The organism is Anoxybacillus sp. TBDG-1 (assembly GCF_054815885.1).
In genome coordinates this window covers 1-18,708 of the sequence record NZ_JBTZSY010000027.1, presented here as the reverse complement: position 1 = coordinate 18,708, position 18,708 = coordinate 1, and the positions used below count along the sequence as shown (strand labels likewise).

The following is an 18,708-nucleotide window of genomic DNA, read 5'->3' as shown; positions in this document are numbered from 1 at the left end:
TTGTCGCCTCGGTTATTTTTTCACTTTCGTTCTTAATGGTAAGTCAAGACGAATTAAATCTTCATACGTTTCACGTTTTACGACAAGCGTTGCCTCGCCATCTTCAACAAATACGACAGCTGGACGCGGAATGCGGTTGTAGTTATTTGCCATCGCATAGCCGTAAGCACCGGTACAAAAAACAGCTAAATAGTCGCCCGGTCGTGCCTTCGGAAGCGGCAAGTCCCAGATAAGCATGTCTCCTGATTCACAACATTTCCCAGCGATCGCTACCACTTCTTCACAATGTTCATGCATGCGGTTAGCCAATACCGCTTCATATTTCGCTTCATATAGCGCCGGACGAATGTTGTCGCTCATTCCCCCATCTACCGCAACGTATTGGCGAACGTTTGGCACTTCTTTACGAGAACCGACCGTATAAATGGTTGTTCCAGCATCACCGACAAGCGAACGACCCGGCTCAATCCAAATTTCTGGGAATGGTAGATGAAACAATGTCACATTTCTTTTCACTTCTTCAATAATTTGTGCCACGTATTGTTCAGGTGCGAGCGGGTCATCTTCTTTCGTGTATCGAATGCCAAAACCGCCACCAAGATTGACAACTTGTGCAGTAAAATGATACGTATCACGCCATACAGCAAGTTTTTCAAATAATTTCTCTGTCGCAAGCACAAAACCTGTCGCATCGAAAATTTGCGAGCCAATGTGACAATGAATGCCGAGTACATGGACATGTGGGGAAGCGAGAGCACGTTGCAACGCTTCATCTGCTTGTCCGTTATGCAAATCAAATCCGAACTTTGAATCTTCTTGACCTGTTAAAATATAGTCGTGTGTATGTGCTTCAATTCCAGGTGTGACACGTAATAAAATCGGCATCGTATATTTATGAGTGTGACAAAGCTGTTGTAGCATCTCTAACTCATAAAAATTATCGACGACGATGCAGCCGATTTTCGCTTCAATTGCCATTTGCAATTCTTCTTTACTTTTATTGTTGCCGTGAAAATGAATACGTTCTGCTGGAAAATTCGCAGCTAATGCCGTATATAGCTCCCCACCAGAAACAACATCAAGCGACAAACCTTCTTGTTCCATTAATTGCACGATTGCCATCGTCGAAAATGCTTTGCTTGCATAAGCGACTTGTGCGCGCACACCGTGTTGATCAAACATTCGTTTAAACGCACGCGCGCGTTCTCGAATAAGGGCAACATCGTAAATATAAAGCGGTGTTCCATATGTGCGAGCTAATTCAATGGTATCGACGCCACCAATTTCTAAATGACCCCGTTCGTTTATTTCCATCGTTCCGTGCATAATTATACATTCCCCCTGATGATTCCGAAATAATTAAAGAAAACGTACCATAAATCTTGGTACGTTTCAACCTTTTTATGTTGGCTGCTTTTGCTTATTTTGTGGATGCACAATGCTTGGCCGAATCGATGAACCAGCTACAGATCGCCGCACGATAATTTGCATAAATGCCCCTGGATCGAATGGAATAAACGGCCATAAATATGGAGTATTTAACGAGCGGATGTTTGCAAGGAAAAGTAAAAACACCGTAACGCCAATCATAAACCCAGGAACACCGAACAAAGCAATAACAACTAAGAATAAAAGACGAAAAATTTTATTTGCAATGCTTAATTCATAGCTCGGTGTCGCAAAAGAACCGATCGCAGCGATAGATACATATAAAATCACTTCTGGCACAAATAGCCCAACGTCAATGGCAATTTGTCCAATTAATGCAGCTGCAATTAAGCCCATTGCTGTGGACAGCGGTGTTGGAGTATGAATTGCAGCCATACGTAAAAACTCAATACCAATATCAGCAATGAGAAGTTGCACAAAAATCGGAATGTTTGTTTTTTCATTTGGACCAATATATGCTAATTTCTCAGGTAATAACGATGGGTCAAGAACAAATAAAAACCAAAGAGGAAGTAAAAAAAGTGAAGCAAAAATACCTAAAAATCTTACCCAACGCACAAACGTCCCCACAGCTGGCGATTGCCGATATTCTTCTGCATGTTGAACGTGATGGAAATACGTCGTTGGTGTAATAATGACGCTTGGCGACGTATCAACCATAATAATGACATGCCCTTCTAACAAATGAGTGGCCGCGACGTCAGGTCTCTCTGTATAACGAACGAGCGGGTATGGATTGTATCCTTGTTTCACTAAAAATTCTTCAATCGTTTTATCTGCCATCGTTAACCCATCAATTTGAATTTCGTTTAATTCCTTCTTAATGAGTTCAACAAGCCCCGGATCGGCCACGTCTTGAATATATGCGATACAAATGTCCGTTTTTGACCGCTCACCGACTTGCATCATTTCAAAGCGAAGCCGCTCATCACGAATGCGTCGACGCGTAAGGGCCGTATTAACGACAATATTTTCAACATAACCATCGCGCGCCCCGCGCACCACTTTTTCTGTATCCGGTTCCTCAGGCGAGCGACCTGGATAACTGCGCACATCGACAGCAAACGCTTCCGTCTCTCCATCAATAAACAATAAAATGAGACCGGTTAACAAAAAGTCAACCGCTTCATCTAAACTTTTTACAGGATTTACTTGTTGGTGAACGAGACGATTTTCGATAATTTCAAGTAACTTAGTCGGCTGACGCTCACGATCGTTTATTTGAATGAGCATTTCAAGCAGCTCAATAATATATTGCGTATCACAAAGACCGTTGCAATAATATAAGTGGACATCTGTTTTTAAAATGTGTAGCTTGCGCACACCTAAATCGAAGCTCGTTCCGACCCCGATCACATCTTTGAAAAACTGTTCGTTTTCATTCAGCTTCGGAGAAATCGGTGTGTAACTTTCTGTTTTCATTATGTTTGCTCCTTTCGAGAATATATTCAATCGCTTTGCGAGTAATCCGACAACCGCTACGAATGTCATCCCGACGTCTCATCTTTCCGATATCGCCAATTCCGACGATGATCGGTATCGATAATTGATCTAAACAATATACCGTATCTCCATTAATTCGACCGATCTCCCATTCCGGAATACCTTCTTTATCGACACCGTATGTTGTCAAATTTCCATCATAATCGACACAAATATCGACTTTTGTCCATTCTTGATTGTTCGTATCAGACGCAACCGCAACCGCTCCGAGCACATCAATTTGTTCATGTGTCGCAACATAGCGAAGCGCTTGTTCACCTGCTCCTTCGCCGATAATGCCGCTATCATCAAACATGACAAAAACAGGATCATATGGCGTCTGTAAAATAAGATCAACAAGTTGTTTCCCCGTTAACCGCGATGGATTGCCTTGCGATTGGCTAATACAGCGCGCGCCAAGTTGTTTCGCTAACCATTCAAGCGCACGTCGCACATGCTCATCTCCATCTGTCACTAAAATAACTTTCCTTTTTTTCATTCGATCCTTCCTCTCGGTCTACAAACGATAGCGGTCATCCGCGCGACGAAAATCGGAAATGAAATGAAAAAGATGACATTTGTAAAGTCCCCCGTTTTTACCGCTTGTATACAAGAAGCACCAACATGGACAAGCGTCATCTCGATCCCAGCATGCGCAAATGACTGAATGGGACGGTATACACCGATCGATTCGGTCACCATACCGATAAATACAAATATCGTCATAACGTGAATAAACGACCACTTTCTCAACAACAACTGTCCGATTAGCGCCAATGTACCCCCGATGACAAATGTACATACGTACGTTTCCATCCTTACGTCACCGCTTCGATTGCAATCGCATGAGCGATCGCTGGAATGCTTTGGTTTTGTTTCACCATTGTACTATTAAATAACGCTCCTGTCGCCACAACGAGCATCGTCTTTATTTTTTTCTCTCTCATTTTCTCAAAAAAATAACTATACGTCACAACGGCACAACATGCACATCCACTCCCGCCTGCAAATGCTTGTTGTTCTGCATCGTAAATGAGCACGCCGCAATCGTTATATCGCTCGCTTATATTCATGTTGGCATCATGACATAACGACTTGAGTTCGCTGCTTCCGACTTTTCCTAAATCTCCTGTGACAATAACATCATACGCTTCAAACGAAAGCTCACAGTCCGTCAAATGTTGTCTAATCGTTGCAAACGCCGCCGGTGCCATCGCTCGTCCCATATCGAGTGGATCGGTCACCCCGCTATCAATGACCCGTCCGATCGTTGCGGCGCGAATGCGAAAAGGGGAACGTATCGTACTTAGTAGTGCTGCCGCTCCCCCTGTCACAGTCCACGATGCACTTTCCCCTTTTTGAACACCGATTGTCGTCGGGAAACGAAACTGGCGTTCAGCCGCACCGTAGTGACTGCTTGTTGCAACTAATACACGATGGGCAAATGCACCGTCAATAAACGTGCTAGCTACAAGCATCGCTTCCGTAATCGTTGAGCAAGCGCTAAATACGCCTAAAAAGGGAAGGTCTAATTCACTTGCAACATAATTTGCAGTGACCGTTTGATTCAGTAAATCCCCTGCGATAAATAAATCAACATTTTTCGTTTGTACGTTTCCTTTCGTTAAACAAAATGTAACCGCTTCTTTCATAAGCCGACGTTCAGCTAGCTCCCAGCTTTGTTCACCACAATATAAATCATCGTATGCGCGATCAAATGATGAACCGAGCGGACCTTCACCCTCTTTTGGTCCGACGACAGTGCCAACTGATTCAATATAAATGTTTTTATCAAACACAATCGTTTGTGCTCCTACTTTTTTCATCTAAGTCCCCCTCATAAAAACAATGCTGCAACATATGATGCTACAATTAGCGTGACAATGATGCTCCCTCCAACAGAAAGCATATGCTCTGTTGCTCCTTCATTGCGATACTCAAGGGCACTAGCACTCCATATGTTTGCTAAACTCATCATCGGCACGATCATTCCCGCCCCTGCAAATTGCGTCAATCGGCGATACAATCGGGTCGGTGTAAATATTGCAGCACATACTATAAATGTACCGTTCATCCAGCGAATTGCTTCTGCTTCATTCATATGAAACCATATGCTGTACATATCATGAAGCGCTTGTCCAACTACCGCAATGAGTCCTCCGAACAAAAATGCTTTTCCCATCTGTTTCCTCCTATCGATTTACGAAATATATCCAATGAAACAAAGAACCTGCTACTTTGCCAAACACCATTGCCATAAGTAAAACGACAATTTGTTCATCAATGCCGAGCCGTTTAGCTAAAATCGGGAAAACATTTAATACTTCCGTTAATGCTGCGGCAAGCATGCCGACAAATACACCGCTAAACAGCCCAATACCGCTTGCCAAAATAGGTGGAAAAGAAAAAAGAGGATCGCGCAAGCTCACCCAACTGCTTACGACCGCACCGAGTACAACTCCCCATTCATACGTCGCGATCCATTTCATCGTTTTTGTGAGCTGCGTTAAGCGCGGAATGACGCCAAGCACAGTTAAAAATGCGACAAAGCCTGAGCCGACAGCTAATCCTCCCGCCAATCCGACAAATGCCACAACGAATTCACGAATCATCGTCTATTCGCCTCATTGCTTCTTTATTTTCATGCATAATGACATATTGATCGAGCGACTGTTGATACTGAAACATTTCAACTTCAAGTGGGCTCGGCTCTTCGTTAATGCGTTTTTTAAAGAAATGGTTAAAGAACAAAATCATGCCAATACCAAGCCCAAGTGAATACGGAATTTGAAACCATAATGGTTTTTCTACGTCCTTTCCTGTAATGACCCGATATAACCGTTGCTGTACTTGCTGCATGCTTACATCTTCATGAAAGTTCATAATCGCAAGCCCCGATCCGATAAATAAAAGAAGCCAGACGATTGGAACGTACAAATACCCCCATCTTTTTTTTTCATAAACGACTTCAACGATTGTTTGCGATGGTCCGAGTGATTGAATATCATCATGTGGCGCAACGGCCATTAATGCTTTCATCACATGCATCACATCAATAATAACAATGTTTCGATCTTTTTTTTGTACGGTATAAACCGGGGTTTGCACAATTTCGTCGATTCGTTTGTTGGCGACGACTTGCGCCACATCCCCTACTCGAATCGTTGCATTCGGTTGCACTTGTATACGATGACGCATTTTAAAAAAAATGGTTTCTTTCATTATCGACACCTTGCTTCCATCATTGTATTCGTAGTATGACATATGACCGTTCTCTATATGCATAAGAAAAGCCCGAACAGACTTATTCATCCATTCGGGCTTTCATTTGTTGCAATATTTTTTTCTCTAAACGAGACACTTGCACTTGAGAGATGCCTAATCTAGCTGCCACTTCTGATTGTGTTTGATCTTTATAATAACGCAAATAAACGATGAGCCGTTCCCGTTCATCTAGCTCTTCCATTGCCTTTTTTAACGCAATTTTGTCAAACCAAACGTCTTGCTCGTCTGCAATTTGATCGAGCAGCGTAATCGGATCCCCATCGTTTTCATATACCGTTTCATGAATGGACGTCGGTGAACGAACCGCTTCTTGGGCTAGTACAACATCCTCCGGTGAAATTTGCAAAAACTGTGCGATTTCATTCACCGTTGGAACGCGACCGTTTTGTTTCGCTAATTCGTCTTTTGCTTTTCTAATTTTATTGCCAATTTCTTTTAGTGAACGACTCACTTTTACCGATCCGTCATCGCGAATGAATCGTTGAATTTCCCCAAGAATCATCGGTACCGCATACGTTGAAAACTTGACATCGTAAGATAAATCAAACTTATCGACCGACTTCATTAAACCGATACAACCGATTTGAAACAAATCTTCAGGCTCATATCCGCGGTTTAAAAACCGCTGCACAACCGACCAGACAAGCCGCATGTTTTTTTCGATCATCTCATCGCGCGCCTGCTGATCACCTTGCTGGCTCCTCCGAATCAACTCTTTCATTTCATGGTCTTTGACAGCTTGTACCTCGACATCCATAGGCACGTCTCCCTTAATTACATAGCGCTTTACTTTTCGTTAGATGCTTAATCAACTCCACAGTCGTTCCTTCATTCACTTTTGAGTAAATGTTTACTTCATCCATAAAGTTTTCCATAATCGTAAATCCCATACCGGAACGCTCGAGCTCTGGCTTCGTCGTAAATAACGGCTGTCGAGCTTCCTCCACGTTTTCGATCCCTTTTCCATGATCGCGGATCGTTAAATGGACCGTATGCCCTTCAATAATGACAGAAATATAGACGACGCCGTTTGGATCATTTTCATAGCCATGAATAATCGCATTCGTTACAGCTTCGGATACGACCGTTTTAATTTCCGTGAGCTCATCGAGCGTCGGATCGAGTTGTGCAACAAACGCTGCAACTGTCACGCGGGCAAACGATTCATTTTGGCTGAGGGCGGAAAATTGAAGGTGCATTTCATTTCTCATTTACGCCACCCCCAACGTTTGTAATGCATATTGTTCATTTACTTCTAAACGAATGATTTTAAACAACCCTGACATATCAAACAAACGCTTAATTGACGGAGAAACGGAGCAGACGACCATCTCTCCACCCATGCGTTGAATTTGCTTATATCTTCCTAAAATGACACCTAATCCTGAACTATCCATAAACGTTAGCTCATTTAAGTTTAAAACGATCGCTTTTATTCGCTCTCGCTCTAATACATCCGTCATTTCTGCGCGCAACTGTTCCGCCGTGTGATGATCTAGCTCGCCAGCTAATCGCACGAGCAATACGTGTTGTTTCACTTCCAACTGAATCGATAAACTCACAATCATTTCCTCCTTATCCGTTTAGGTTAAGGAAGAATTCGATTTGTTTATGCGTCAATCCTTCTTCCCGACAAAACTAGTCGCCATTCGTCTCGTTTCGTCAAGATGTGCGTGAGAACGAGCGAAACATTCGTTTAAACAATTCCCACATATTTGCTTCTTCTACTGTCTCTTTCGCTACTAAAGGACTTTTCGCGATAACCGCTCCATCTTTTTTTATAACGAGCGTACCGAGCACATCTCCTTTTTTCACGGGAGCTTTCACTTTCTCATTTAGTTTCCATTTCGTTTGTACTGCTTCAGATTTTTCTCCTTTCTTCAATAGGACAGAAATCGGTTCAGATGTCACGGCAGCGACTGCCTTTTTCTTTCCTTTGCTGACAGGAAGCATTGCAATTGTTTCACCTTTTTTATAAAGCGGCTTCGTTTCGTAATGACTAAATGCATAATCTAACATTTTTGTAATTTGTGCGTTTCTCGCCTTTGGCGTTGGCGCTCCAAACACGACAGCAATAACCCGCATATTCCCTTTTTTCGCCGTCGCTGTTAAACAGTATTTTGCTTCGCTCGTATAGCCTGTTTTTAATCCGTCCACGCCGGGATAAAATTTCACAAGCCGATTTGTATTGACGAGCCAAAATTTTTTATGTGTATGTTCTCGTAAATAGTCTTCATACATGCCTGTATATTTTGTAATTAAATCGTATTTTAGTAGCTCTTTTGCCATCACCGCCATATCATATGCAGTGCTATAATGATTTCTCGCTGGTAAACCTGTCGTATTTTCGAATGCCGTATGCTTGAGTCCAAGCTGTCTTGCTTTTTCGTTCATCATATGGACGAACGCTTCTTCTGATCCTGCAATTCGTTCTGCTAATGCCACGGAGGCATCATTCCCTGATCCGATCGCAACACCTTTTAGTAAATCGTCAACTGTCATTTCTTCTCCTGGTTCAAGAAAAATTTGCGACCCGCCCATCGATGCGGCATATTCACTCGCACGTACCCGTTCATCTAACTTCAACTTTCCTTGATCAATCGCTTCCATAACGAGAAGCATCGTCATAATTTTTGTCATGCTCGCAGGTGGAAGCGGCTCATGGGCATTTTTTTCATACAAAATCGCCCCTGTATCGCGTTCAATTAAAATAGCAGATCGCGCTTCAGTTGCTAATTCAACTTTCGGTTGTTCCGCATGCACGGATACGATCGGAATAAATAATAACGCGATGGCAAGTACATAAAAAAATCGCTTCATCTCCAACCCTCCATTTCTTTATACTTGCCATCTTTTCCATTTTTTATTTTTTATATACATAAAAAACCTGAAGGAATGGATCCTTCAGGTTACGAAATTTTATCGTAAATTAACGTCGGCGCTTGAACAGGTGTTGCTGAAATACGAATGTTTTCATATAGTTTTTGTTTTACATCATCAATTTGTTCGCGGTTGCTATAAATCGTAACGAGCGATTCCCCTTTTTTCACCGCATCACCAACTTTTTTCCGAAGCACTAAACCGACGGCTAAATCAATTGTCGATTCTTTCGTCGCGCGTCCGGCACCGAGCCACATCGCTGCTGTTCCGACCGCATCCGCGACAATTTCTGATACGTATCCATCTTCTTTTGCTTCAAGTTCAATGACATATTTTGCTTGTGGCAATTTGCTCGGATCATCGACAACAGACGCATCGCCACCTTGCGCAGCTAAAAACGTTTTAAACGTCTCAAGCGCAGAGCCGTCTTTCATTGCTTCCTCTAACATATGGCGAGCTTCTTCAAGCGAAGATGCTTTTTTAGCTAAATATACCATGTGGCTTCCAAGCACTAAGCAAAGCTCTTGTAAGTCTTCTGGACCTTCACCTTTTAACGTATCGATCGCTTCTTTCACTTCAAGCGCATTTCCGATTGCGTATCCGAGCGGTTGACTCATATCAGAAATAATTGCCATCGTTTTCCGTCCGACGCGGTTTCCGATATCAACCATCGCTCTTGCTAACGCTTTCGCATCGTTTAAATCTTTCATAAACGCGCCCGCACCTGTTTTTACGTCTAACACGATCGCATCTGCCCCTGCGGCAATTTTTTTGCTCATAATCGATGAAGCAATTAACGGAATGCTGTTGACCGTTGCCGTCACATCGCGAAGTGCATACAGTTTTTTATCAGCTGGCGTTAAGTTCCCAGACTGACCAACAACGGCAATTTTATTTTTATTGACAAGTTTAATAAATTCGTCGTTGCTAATTTCAACGTGAAATCCTGGCACAGATTCTAATTTATCAATTGTTCCCCCTGTATGCCCAAGTCCGCGCCCAGACATTTTCGCAACCGGTACACCAACGGAGGCAACAAGAGGCCCGAGCACTAACGTTGTTGTATCGCCTACCCCGCCTGTTGAATGTTTATCCACTTTTACTCCTTCAATTTTTGAAAGATCAATCGTATCGCCCGAATGCACCATCGCCATCGTCAATTCCGCTGTTTCTTCTTCGTTCATGCCGCGAAAGAAAATCGCCATCGCTAACGCGCTCATTTGATAGTCTGGAATGTCGCCTTTTGTATAACCCTCAATAATAAAATGAATTTCTTCTTTCGTTAATGCGTGGCCGTCACGTTTTTTCTCAATTAAATCGACCATTCTCATCGTCATTCACCTTCTCGTTTATTTTTTCGCCATATTGCGCACGATCGCTTTTACAAATTGTAAAAAGTCCACTTTTACTTTTTCTGTCGTTTCAATCACTTCATCATGTGTCAGCGGCTGATCTAAAATACCGGCAGCCATATTGGAAATGCACGAAATACCGAGCACTTCTATGCCAGCATGACGAGCAACAATCACTTCAGGAACAGTGGACATACCGACTGCATCGCCGCCCATCACGCGAATCATACGAATTTCTGCTGGTGTTTCGTATGCTGGACCTGTATTGGCGACATATACCCCTTCACGCACGCGTAAACCAATTTCGTTGGCAACATCTTTCGCGAGTTGGCGAAGCCGTTTGCTATATGCTTCCGACATGTCTGGGAAGCGCACACCAAGTGCAGAATCATTCGGACCGATAAGCGGATTGCCACCCATATTATTAATATGGTCTGAAATAATCATTAAATCTCCTGGTTCGAACGATTCATTCACACCGCCTGCTGCATTTGTGACAATAAGCTGCCCCACACCGAGCGCTTTCATCACACGTACAGGGAACGTTACTTTATCGAAGCTGTATCCTTCATAATAATGGAAACGACCTTGCATAACGACAACTGTCGCCCCTTCTAACTGGCCGTATACAAGCTGACCGGCGTGCCCTTCAACTGTCGATACAGGGAAATTTGGAATGTCGCTGTATGGAATTTTAATGGCTTGTTCAATTTCATCTGCCAACACACCTAAACCAGAGCCAAGAATTAAGCCGATTTGCGGTGAAGTTGGAAACTTTTCTTTTAAAAATTGCGCCGCTTGCTCAATGGCTGCTCGATTCATACTTTCACGCTCCTTATTTCAACTCATGTAAAAAGCTTGTTCCGTATTTCGGCATCGCCACACCGAAGTTTTCTGCAATCGTTGCACCAACGTCTGCAAACGTTTCACGCAATGGAAGTTGTTCTCCTCCGTTCATGCTTGGGCTATAGACGAGAAGTGGTACATATTCGCGCGTATGGTCGGTTCCGTGATGAACAGGGTCGTTTCCATGATCGGCTGTAATAATTAATAAATCGTCATCTTTTAAACGTTCAAACACTTCTGGCAGACGTGCATCAAATTGTTCTAACGCATCGCCATATCCTTTTGGATCGCGGCGATGACCGTATAATGCATCAAAATCAACAAGATTTACGAAACTTAATCCTGTAAAATCCATGTGTAGCGTATCGACTAATTTGTCCATGCCGTCCATGTTCGATTTTGTGCGCAACGTTTGTGTCACACCTTCGTTATCGTAAATGTCAGCAATTTTTCCGATCGCGATTACTTCGTATCCAGCATCTTGCAGCTCGTTCATAACCGTCCGTCCAAACGGCTTTAACGCATAATCATGACGATTCGCGGTCCGTTGGAAGTTGCCCGGTGTGCCGATGAATGGTCGAGCAATGACGCGACCGACCATATATTTTTCATCAAGCGTTAGCTCACGTGCAATTTTACAAATGCGATATAGTTCTTCTAACGGAATGACTTCTTCATGCGCAGCAATTTGCAATACGGAATCGGCTGATGTATACACAATAAGTGCACCTGTTTCCATATGTTCAAGACCAAGTTCATCAATAATCGCTGTGCCGCTTGCAGGTTTATTTCCGATCACTTTTCTTCCTGTGCGTTTCTCTAACTCCTCAATTAACTCTTTCGGGAATCCGTCTGGAAACACTTGAAACGGTGTATCAATGCGAAGCCCCATTAACTCCCAATGTCCTGTCATCGTATCTTTCCCAGCAGACGCTTCTTGCATTTTCGTGAAATACGCAAGTGGTTTTTCCGCTTTTGGAACACCTTTAATTTCACGAATATTGCTCAAACCTAGCTTTGCCATGTTCGGCATATGCAAGCCTCCGCGATGTTCGGCAATATGCCCAAGCGTATCCGCACCTTTATCGTTATATTTTTCGGCATCTGGCGCTTCGCCAATTCCGACCGAGTCCATTACAATCAAAAATACACGTTTATATGTAGGATTCACCTTTTTACCCCCTTATTCGCTTCATTCGCTTCATAGCATACCCACTACAAAGCAAAATCACGCATCGTTCATATTTGTCAGAAGTCTGACAACTAAATTATAAAACGTTTTCATAATGAATTGCAACAAAAAAACTGTGACAAATCATCGTCACAGTCATGCACGCGGATGAAATTGCTTGTACACATCTTTTAATCGTGTTTTTGTTACGTGCGTATAAATTTGCGTCGTCGAAATATCAGCATGTCCGAGCATTTCTTGGACGGCCCGTAAATCTGCCCCATTTTCCAATAAATGCGTCGCAAACGAGTGACGCAACGTATGAGGGGTTAATTGTTTTTGAATGTTTGCTTCTTTGGCGAGTCTTTTTAAAATTTTCCAGCACCCTTGTCTCGTTAACCGTTCACCGTGATGATTTAAAAACAGCGCATCTGTCGTTCCTTTTTTTCTTCGTAACAGCTCTGGTCGACCCTGCTCTATATATCGTTTTAACGCGTCTGTCGCCATTTTTCCAATCGGGACGATCCGTTCTTTCCTTCCCTTTCCGTAACAACGAATGAATCCCATCGTCAAATGAACGTCAAATACGTTTAATTGAATGAGCTCGCTCACCCGAATACCTGTCGCATATAACAATTCTAACATCGCCTTATCCCGAATGCTAAACGGTGTGTTTTGCTTCGGTGCTTCGAGTAAAGCCTCGACTTCCGCCATCGACAACACATTCGGCAATTTTCTTGGCAGTTGCGGTGTTTCAATATGAACAGTCGGATCTTGATTAACCGCTTTTTCACGCAATAAAAATTGATGAAACGATCGAACTGACGCTAAATGGCGCGCGATCGTTTTCGGCGAACTTCCTTTTTCTTTTAAAAACTTTAAAAATTGCATAATATGAAAACGGGCGACATCATTCCAACGACATAGTTGTTCGACTTTTTGTAAATATTGGACATATTTTTTTAAATCACGTTCGTACGATACGATCGTGTTATGAGCCAAGTTTCGCTCAACAATTAAATAATGAATAAAATCTTTTACTTGATCTTCCACATGCATCCTACTCCCCGTTTTGATAGAAAAGCAATAGCCGATCGAGCCAATGTATTTGTAGACGCTCTCCCGTTGAAACTTTTATAGCTGATCCCATCGGCTCATCGTAACGACGGTAATAGTTATATTCCTCACTCATCCATACAATACTATAATAAAATAAAATCGTACATCCCGTAAACAAAAGAAACACCTTTAACACGTCCAACATTCTTCTCATGGCATACCTCCGTCAACTGTCATATAGTAAGAGGATATGCCCGTTTCATTGCATTTTATACACAAATGAAAAAACCTTTTCATAGACGAAAAGGTTTACTGTTGTTCATGCTTGTCTTGACAACGATGACAAATGCCGTGAAATGTTAAACGATGATCTTTAATTTTAAAATTCCAATCTCGTTCTACAATTGCCTCAACATCTTCTAATAAATCTTCTTGAATTTCATCGACCGCCCCACATTCAATACACACTAAATGATGGTGAAAATGCGCCGCACCTTCTTTACGAAGATCGTAGCGGGAAACGCCATCCCCGAAGTTAATTTTATCGACAATTTTTAATTCTGTTAATAACTCCAACGTGCGATATACTGTAGCTAACCCAATTTCAGGTGCTTTTTCTTTCACGAGGAGGTACACATCTTCCGCGCTTAAATGATCTTCTTCATGTTCAAGCAACACACGTACTGTCGCTTCCCGTTGCGGCGTTAATTTATAGCTTGCTGCATGCAATTGTTTTTTAATTCGTTCAAGGCGACCTTCCATTGTTATTCCCTCCCTCGTTACTCATTCTCATTATAACAAAAGAAAGGAACGTGTCAAAATAAAATGATTATAAACTAATAAATAAAATGATTATTAAATAATAATTATTTTTCTATTAATTCAACAACCTCTTTCATAAGTAACGGGGATACGTATGCTTCAAGTGAAGATGCAAACGCTAAAGCGATACTAAACGACAACATGACAAACGTATAACGAAGCATGGCACGAAAAATCGGTTCGTGCGTTCGTTTCACAAATTGATGACGAATCATTTTTAATGAAAACGAAATGGATACAGCTGCCATCATAATAAAAATTGGAACGAGAATAATATTTTGTGGGACGACAGATACGAAAGCTAACAAAAATCCGTTCCACCCCATTTGATTAACAAGAAAGCCAACGGTAAAACCGACAACGAGTCCTTTTAAAAATAATAAAATTAAAATAAGTGGCAATCCAACGAGTGACATTGCTAAAATCCACATTAAACCAATATATTTTAAATTTTGTAAAAAACTTTCTTTCCACACATCATGTGGGCTTGCGATATTTCCTGAAGAAACTTGTCCAAAAAAATTCGTTAAATAATAATATAAGTCTTCTTTTTGACTAAAACTTAAGCTATTGACGACAATCGCGCCAAAAATAATGCCCATCACAAAAAGAACGATGGTAAATACATATGTCGTGTAATGCTCTTGCACGTGTTGTCCCCATGCTGTCATCCATGATCGCTTTCTCATCGCTCCATCCCCCTACACGTTCTGTTACTACATTGTATGGGAAAAGGGGCGCAATATGACAAAAAGCGGTCACACAGACCGCTTTTACGCATACAATTGCCAATATAAAATCGCATAAATCGTTTTTGCATCGTAAATTTGCCCTTCTTTAACCATGTTGAGCGCTTCTTCTAACGTCACTTCAAGCACGTCGACAAACTCGTCATCATCAAGCATTTGCTTTTCGCTTTTTTTCGTTAGTCCTTTCGCAAGAAATATATGTACTAATTCATCCGCAAAACCCGGTGACGTGTAAAAAGAGTGAAGCGGCTCCATGTTCTCGCATACGTATCCCGTTTCTTCCTCGAGTTCACGTTTCGCTGTTTCAAGCGGTGCTTCCCCTTTTTCAAGCTTTCCTGCTGGAATTTCAACAAGCACTCGCTCTAACGCTTTCCGATATTGACGAACAAGCACGATTTTATTTTCTTCCGTGATCGCAAGTACCGCAACTGCCCCAGGATGTTTTACAACTTCTCGCTTGCTCGTTTCTCCGTTTGGCAACAACACATCTTCAACATATACATCAATCACTTTTCCCGAAAAAATGCGTTGCTTACTGATCGTTTTTTCATATAAATGATCCATTGTTTCACCACCATTTTATCGTCTCACATTGATTGTACTACATACTTAAAGACAAATGGGAAACTTATTCGATATAATGAGGAAAAAGAGGTGGTCACATGAAGAAACGAAAACTCGGACATTCAAACTTATACGTGAGCGAAATTGGGTTTGGCTGCATGTCGCTTGGTACGTCGGAAAGCGATGCGATTCGCATCATCCATGAAGCGATAGACAAAGGAGTGAACTACTTTGATACAGCCGATTTATATGATCGTGGCTTAAATGAAGAAATCGTTGGTAAAGCATTAAAAAACAAGCGACACGATGTCATCGTTGCAACGAAAGTAGGGAATCGTTGGACGGAAAAAGGAGACGGTTGGACATGGGATCCGTCAAAAGCATACATCAAAGAAGCTGTGAAACATAGCTTACGACGGTTACAAACCGATTATATTGATGTATATCAATTACACGGCGGAACGATTGATGATCCGATCGATGAAACAATTGAGGCGTTTGAAGAGTTGCAACAAGAAGGCGTTATCCGTTATTACGGCATCTCCTCTATGCGTCCAAATGTCATTCGCGAATACGTCAAACGCTCGCGCATCGTTTCTGTAATGATGCCGTATAGTTTGCTCGATCGCCGCGCTGAAGAATGGTTTCCGCTTTTAAAGCAACATCACATTAGCGTCATTGCGCGCGGACCGCTTGCGAAAGGATTATTAACTGAACGCCCCATTGAACGAGCAAGCGAGGAAACGAAACAAAACGGCTATGCCGATTATTCGTTCGCTGAATTAGTTACACTTATTCCTAAATTAAAAGCCGTTGCTCCAAATGAAACGCTAACGGCGATTGCTCTTCGCTTTTGTTTAGCTCATGATGTGGTTGCAACGGTCATTCCAGGCGCAAGCCGATTAACACAGCTCATCGAAAACGTCGCTGCCCAATCGGTGACGTTAAACGATGAGCAAATAGCTATATTAAAACAACTAACAAAACAAACGATTTTTACTGCTCATCGATAACCGAGGTTCGAACCTCGGTTATTTAAATTTTCGCCAATCTAAATCGCTTTCTTCTAACCACTCCGCAAACGTTTTGTTTTTTTCGCGCTTGCGAGCCTCTTCTTTTCGTTTCTCTTCCTCTTCTTCTCTTCTTTTTTGTTCTTTTTCTTGCAGCTGCTTTTGTTTTTGCTTTAACTGTTCGATCAGTTGCTCATTTAGTCGATCTTTTAGCATAAACATCCCCTTCTTTTTTCAAACTAACTGTGAACAAACATAAAGGAGTGAACTGTCATGACAAAAAATAAAAGCCAAAAAGGAAAGCCGACAGCCGATCCCGTTCGTCCTGTGATTGCAAAGGAAGAATTAGAAAAAGCGATTCATCCGACAAAGCGTCAAAACTCTCCGCAATAGAAAGGGGGATTCGTCCCCCTACAAAATATCTGTAATATGTGGCATATGTTGCTCAATCCAGGCAAGTGCTTCATCTAACTGTACAAACGATTGTGTTTCAAATGTCATTTCATCTTGCAGTAACCAAACGTCGCGTTCATCATTTGAAAATCCTGCAACAGACCAATGAAGCAAACTATATGGGTGGTTATTGTACAAAAAAGACACCCATGTTTTTTCTTTTGCTATTTTTCGAAGACGATTTACTTGATCATTCACAACTATCACTCTTTCTATGTCATTTACATATACACCCTCATTTTAACTCAATATCGCAAAATAAGAAAAGAGATCTCGAAAAAGAGATCCCTTTCATTGTTGCTTCGGCATCCGACGACGATAAACGACGTAGCTGCGCCCCAAATAGCGAAACGGCATACTAAATACATGAACTAACCGCGTAAATGGCCAAACAACGAAAATACATAAAGCGGAGACGATATGCATTTTAAACCAAATTGGTACACTTTCCATATATGTCGGATCGGCACGAAACGTTAAAACGGTGCGAAACCAAGGGCTGATCGTTGTTCGATAGTCAAATCCGTCAGCATTCACGTTCAACGACGTTGCAGCAAAGCCTGTTAACATGACAATTGCTAACAAAATGAGAACGAGCCAATCTGCTTTACTGCTTGTTAAACGAATGCGCTTTATCGTTAAACGACGTTGAATGAGAATCGCTAAACCGACGATAGAAACAATTCCTGCTGGAAGCCCGAACGCAATCGCTATCGTATGATACGTGTGCTCAGAAATACCAACCGCATCATAGATCGATTTCGGAATAAGAATACCCATCACATGACCGATAAAAACGAAGATAATCCCCCAATGAAATAAAGTACTTCCGAGCCGTAACGATTTTTTTTCAAGAAACTCGCTTGATTTTGTCGTCCAGCCAAACTGATCGTGCTGATACCGATAAATATGTCCGCCAATAAAAATCGTCAAAACGATGTAAGGGAAGTATCCCCAAAGAAATTGTTCGAGCAATTACGACACGCTCCCTTCCACAAGTTTACGCACACCGATTTCTTCCAGCGTCATGAGCAACACATCGAATAAAATGGCGTAATAACTTTCAGCTACAATGAGCTGTTCACGAATGTAAGAAAGATGATTGAAATATTTTTGCATGAGCGGTTGAACATACACATGCTCTGCTTGCGACGCAAATTCAAGCATAAGTGGCAAGTAATCCGGCAATTCCCGCTCCGTTATGTCAAACCCTGCCGATTTATATAGTTGCTTCAATTGCAATAGCTCGATTCCGCGCTCTCTTTGCTCACCTGTACTCATATATGTGACATATAAATTTGTTTTTTTGCCAAAATCAAACGTATATACATACATTTCAATCCATGATGTTTCATCCGTTTGTTTTACATAATCGATAAACTTTTGGATGTTTTGAACAATTGGACGATGCGGAATTTGTTGACTAAACGTTGCACAGTCATCGAGTTGATCACGCCATTGCCGATCTGGATACGATAACAAATACGAAACGATTTCAAACACCGTTTGTACGTGAACATAATCCATTTGAATCCGTTACAGAAAACTTACAAAACTTTATAAATAATCTATTCATTATTTATAAA

Annotated in this window: 25 protein-coding genes; 1 reads left to right on the top strand and 24 read right to left on the bottom strand. The window is 41.9% G+C overall.

What is annotated here, in order from left to right; all coding sequences use genetic code 11:
- Nucleotides 1–12: 12 nt before the first annotated feature.
- The 20 genes from lysA to ACYQY7_RS09290 form a co-directional block, all read right to left on the bottom strand.
- Complete coding sequence (gene lysA, locus ACYQY7_RS09385) at nt 13–1,332, bottom strand: diaminopimelate decarboxylase (RefSeq protein WP_461201808.1); 1,320 nt, start codon at nt 1,330–1,332, stop codon at nt 13–15.
- Between the two features lie 69 nt (nt 1,333–1,401).
- Nucleotides 1,402–2,871, bottom strand: a complete 1,470-nt coding sequence (locus tag ACYQY7_RS09380) for a spore germination protein (protein ID WP_461201784.1) — start codon at nt 2,869–2,871, stop codon at nt 1,402–1,404.
- Nucleotides 2,828–3,430: a stage V sporulation protein SpoVABEA gene (gene spoVAEA / locus ACYQY7_RS09375; RefSeq protein ID WP_461201783.1), complete on the bottom strand. Its 603-nt coding sequence runs from the start codon at nt 3,428–3,430 to the stop codon at nt 2,828–2,830. The genes ACYQY7_RS09380 and spoVAEA overlap by 44 nt, the downstream gene beginning before the upstream one ends.
- Nucleotides 3,427–3,747 carry a SpoVA/SpoVAEb family sporulation membrane protein gene (locus tag ACYQY7_RS09370; RefSeq protein ID WP_461201782.1) on the bottom strand — a complete coding sequence of 107 codons (321 nt, stop codon included), beginning with the start codon at nt 3,745–3,747 and terminating at the stop codon, nt 3,427–3,429. The genes spoVAEA and ACYQY7_RS09370 overlap by 4 nt, the downstream gene beginning before the upstream one ends.
- A 2-nt stretch (nt 3,748–3,749) precedes the next feature.
- Nucleotides 3,750–4,757: a stage V sporulation protein AD gene (gene spoVAD / locus ACYQY7_RS09365; protein WP_461201781.1), complete on the bottom strand. Its 1,008-nt coding sequence runs from the start codon at nt 4,755–4,757 to the stop codon at nt 3,750–3,752.
- 11 nt (nt 4,758–4,768) lie between these two features.
- Complete coding sequence (locus ACYQY7_RS09360) at nt 4,769–5,113, bottom strand: SpoVA/SpoVAEb family sporulation membrane protein (RefSeq protein ID WP_461201780.1); 345 nt, start codon at nt 5,111–5,113, stop codon at nt 4,769–4,771.
- Nucleotides 5,114–5,123: 10 nt separating this feature from the next.
- Nucleotides 5,124–5,543: a stage V sporulation protein AB gene (locus ACYQY7_RS09355; RefSeq protein WP_461201779.1), complete on the bottom strand. Its 420-nt coding sequence runs from the start codon at nt 5,541–5,543 to the stop codon at nt 5,124–5,126.
- Complete coding sequence (locus ACYQY7_RS09350) at nt 5,533–6,153, bottom strand: stage V sporulation protein AA (protein WP_461201778.1); 621 nt, start codon at nt 6,151–6,153, stop codon at nt 5,533–5,535. Before ACYQY7_RS09350 ends, ACYQY7_RS09355 begins: the two co-directional genes overlap by 11 nt.
- 82 nt (nt 6,154–6,235) lie before the next feature.
- Nucleotides 6,236–6,973 (bottom strand): RNA polymerase sporulation sigma factor SigF, encoded by a 738-nt coding sequence (gene sigF, locus ACYQY7_RS09345; RefSeq protein ID WP_461201777.1) that lies wholly within the window; start codon nt 6,971–6,973, stop codon nt 6,236–6,238.
- 13 nt (nt 6,974–6,986) lie between these two features.
- Nucleotides 6,987–7,427, bottom strand: a complete 441-nt coding sequence (spoIIAB, locus tag ACYQY7_RS09340) for an anti-sigma F factor (RefSeq protein ID WP_035050092.1) — start codon at nt 7,425–7,427, stop codon at nt 6,987–6,989.
- Nucleotides 7,428–7,778, bottom strand: coding sequence for an anti-sigma F factor antagonist (gene spoIIAA / locus ACYQY7_RS09335; protein WP_021095893.1), 351 nt, complete (start codon nt 7,776–7,778; stop codon nt 7,428–7,430).
- A 100-nt stretch (nt 7,779–7,878) separates the two neighbouring features.
- A complete protein-coding gene (locus ACYQY7_RS09330; protein WP_461201776.1) occupies nt 7,879–9,036 on the bottom strand; it encodes a D-alanyl-D-alanine carboxypeptidase family protein in 1,158 nt (385 codons plus the stop codon).
- 89 nt (nt 9,037–9,125) lie between these two features.
- On the bottom strand, nt 9,126–10,427 hold the full coding sequence (locus tag ACYQY7_RS09325; RefSeq protein WP_461201775.1) for a pyrimidine-nucleoside phosphorylase: 1,302 nt from the start codon (nt 10,425–10,427) through the stop codon (nt 9,126–9,128).
- 18 nt (nt 10,428–10,445) lie between these two features.
- Entirely contained in the window at nt 10,446–11,270 is an 825-nt protein-coding gene (locus ACYQY7_RS09320; RefSeq protein WP_461201774.1) for a purine-nucleoside phosphorylase, read from the bottom strand.
- A gap of 13 nt (nt 11,271–11,283) precedes the next feature.
- Nucleotides 11,284–12,465, bottom strand: a complete 1,182-nt coding sequence (gene deoB / locus ACYQY7_RS09315) for a phosphopentomutase (protein ID WP_461201773.1) — start codon at nt 12,463–12,465, stop codon at nt 11,284–11,286.
- 156 nt (nt 12,466–12,621) lie between these two features.
- Complete coding sequence (gene xerD, locus ACYQY7_RS09310; RefSeq protein WP_461201772.1) at nt 12,622–13,518, bottom strand: site-specific tyrosine recombinase XerD; 897 nt, start codon at nt 13,516–13,518, stop codon at nt 12,622–12,624.
- Between the two features lie 7 nt (nt 13,519–13,525).
- Nucleotides 13,526–13,738 (bottom strand): YqzK family protein, encoded by a 213-nt coding sequence (locus ACYQY7_RS09305; protein ID WP_461201771.1) that lies wholly within the window; start codon nt 13,736–13,738, stop codon nt 13,526–13,528.
- A gap of 95 nt (nt 13,739–13,833) precedes the next feature.
- A complete protein-coding gene (gene fur, locus ACYQY7_RS09300; protein ID WP_461201770.1) occupies nt 13,834–14,286 on the bottom strand; it encodes a ferric iron uptake transcriptional regulator in 453 nt (150 codons plus the stop codon).
- A 104-nt stretch (nt 14,287–14,390) separates the two neighbouring features.
- Nucleotides 14,391–15,035 (bottom strand): stage II sporulation protein M, encoded by a 645-nt coding sequence (gene spoIIM, locus ACYQY7_RS09295; RefSeq protein ID WP_461201769.1) that lies wholly within the window; start codon nt 15,033–15,035, stop codon nt 14,391–14,393.
- Nucleotides 15,036–15,119: 84 nt separating this feature from the next.
- Complete coding sequence (locus ACYQY7_RS09290; protein ID WP_461201768.1) at nt 15,120–15,659, bottom strand: NUDIX hydrolase; 540 nt, start codon at nt 15,657–15,659, stop codon at nt 15,120–15,122.
- Between the two features lie 98 nt (nt 15,660–15,757).
- Between ACYQY7_RS09290 and ACYQY7_RS09285 the strand changes: the two genes are divergently transcribed.
- Complete coding sequence (locus tag ACYQY7_RS09285; RefSeq protein ID WP_461201767.1) at nt 15,758–16,672, top strand: aldo/keto reductase; 915 nt, start codon at nt 15,758–15,760, stop codon at nt 16,670–16,672.
- Between the two features lie 18 nt (nt 16,673–16,690).
- Here ACYQY7_RS09285 and ACYQY7_RS09280 read toward each other — a convergent pair whose 3' ends face one another.
- The 4 genes from ACYQY7_RS09280 to narJ form a co-directional block, all read right to left on the bottom strand.
- Nucleotides 16,691–16,891, bottom strand: a complete 201-nt coding sequence (locus tag ACYQY7_RS09280) for a DUF3886 domain-containing protein (RefSeq protein WP_461201766.1) — start codon at nt 16,889–16,891, stop codon at nt 16,691–16,693.
- A 189-nt stretch (nt 16,892–17,080) separates the two neighbouring features.
- Nucleotides 17,081–17,320, bottom strand: coding sequence for a YqkC family protein (locus ACYQY7_RS09275; protein ID WP_041638171.1), 240 nt, complete (start codon nt 17,318–17,320; stop codon nt 17,081–17,083).
- 93 nt (nt 17,321–17,413) lie between these two features.
- Nucleotides 17,414–18,097 (bottom strand): respiratory nitrate reductase subunit gamma, encoded by a 684-nt coding sequence (narI, locus tag ACYQY7_RS09270; protein WP_461201765.1) that lies wholly within the window; start codon nt 18,095–18,097, stop codon nt 17,414–17,416.
- Complete coding sequence (gene narJ, locus ACYQY7_RS09265; RefSeq protein ID WP_461201764.1) at nt 18,098–18,649, bottom strand: nitrate reductase molybdenum cofactor assembly chaperone; 552 nt, start codon at nt 18,647–18,649, stop codon at nt 18,098–18,100. It abuts the gene before it with no gap.
- Nucleotides 18,650–18,708: the final 59 nt, after the last annotated feature.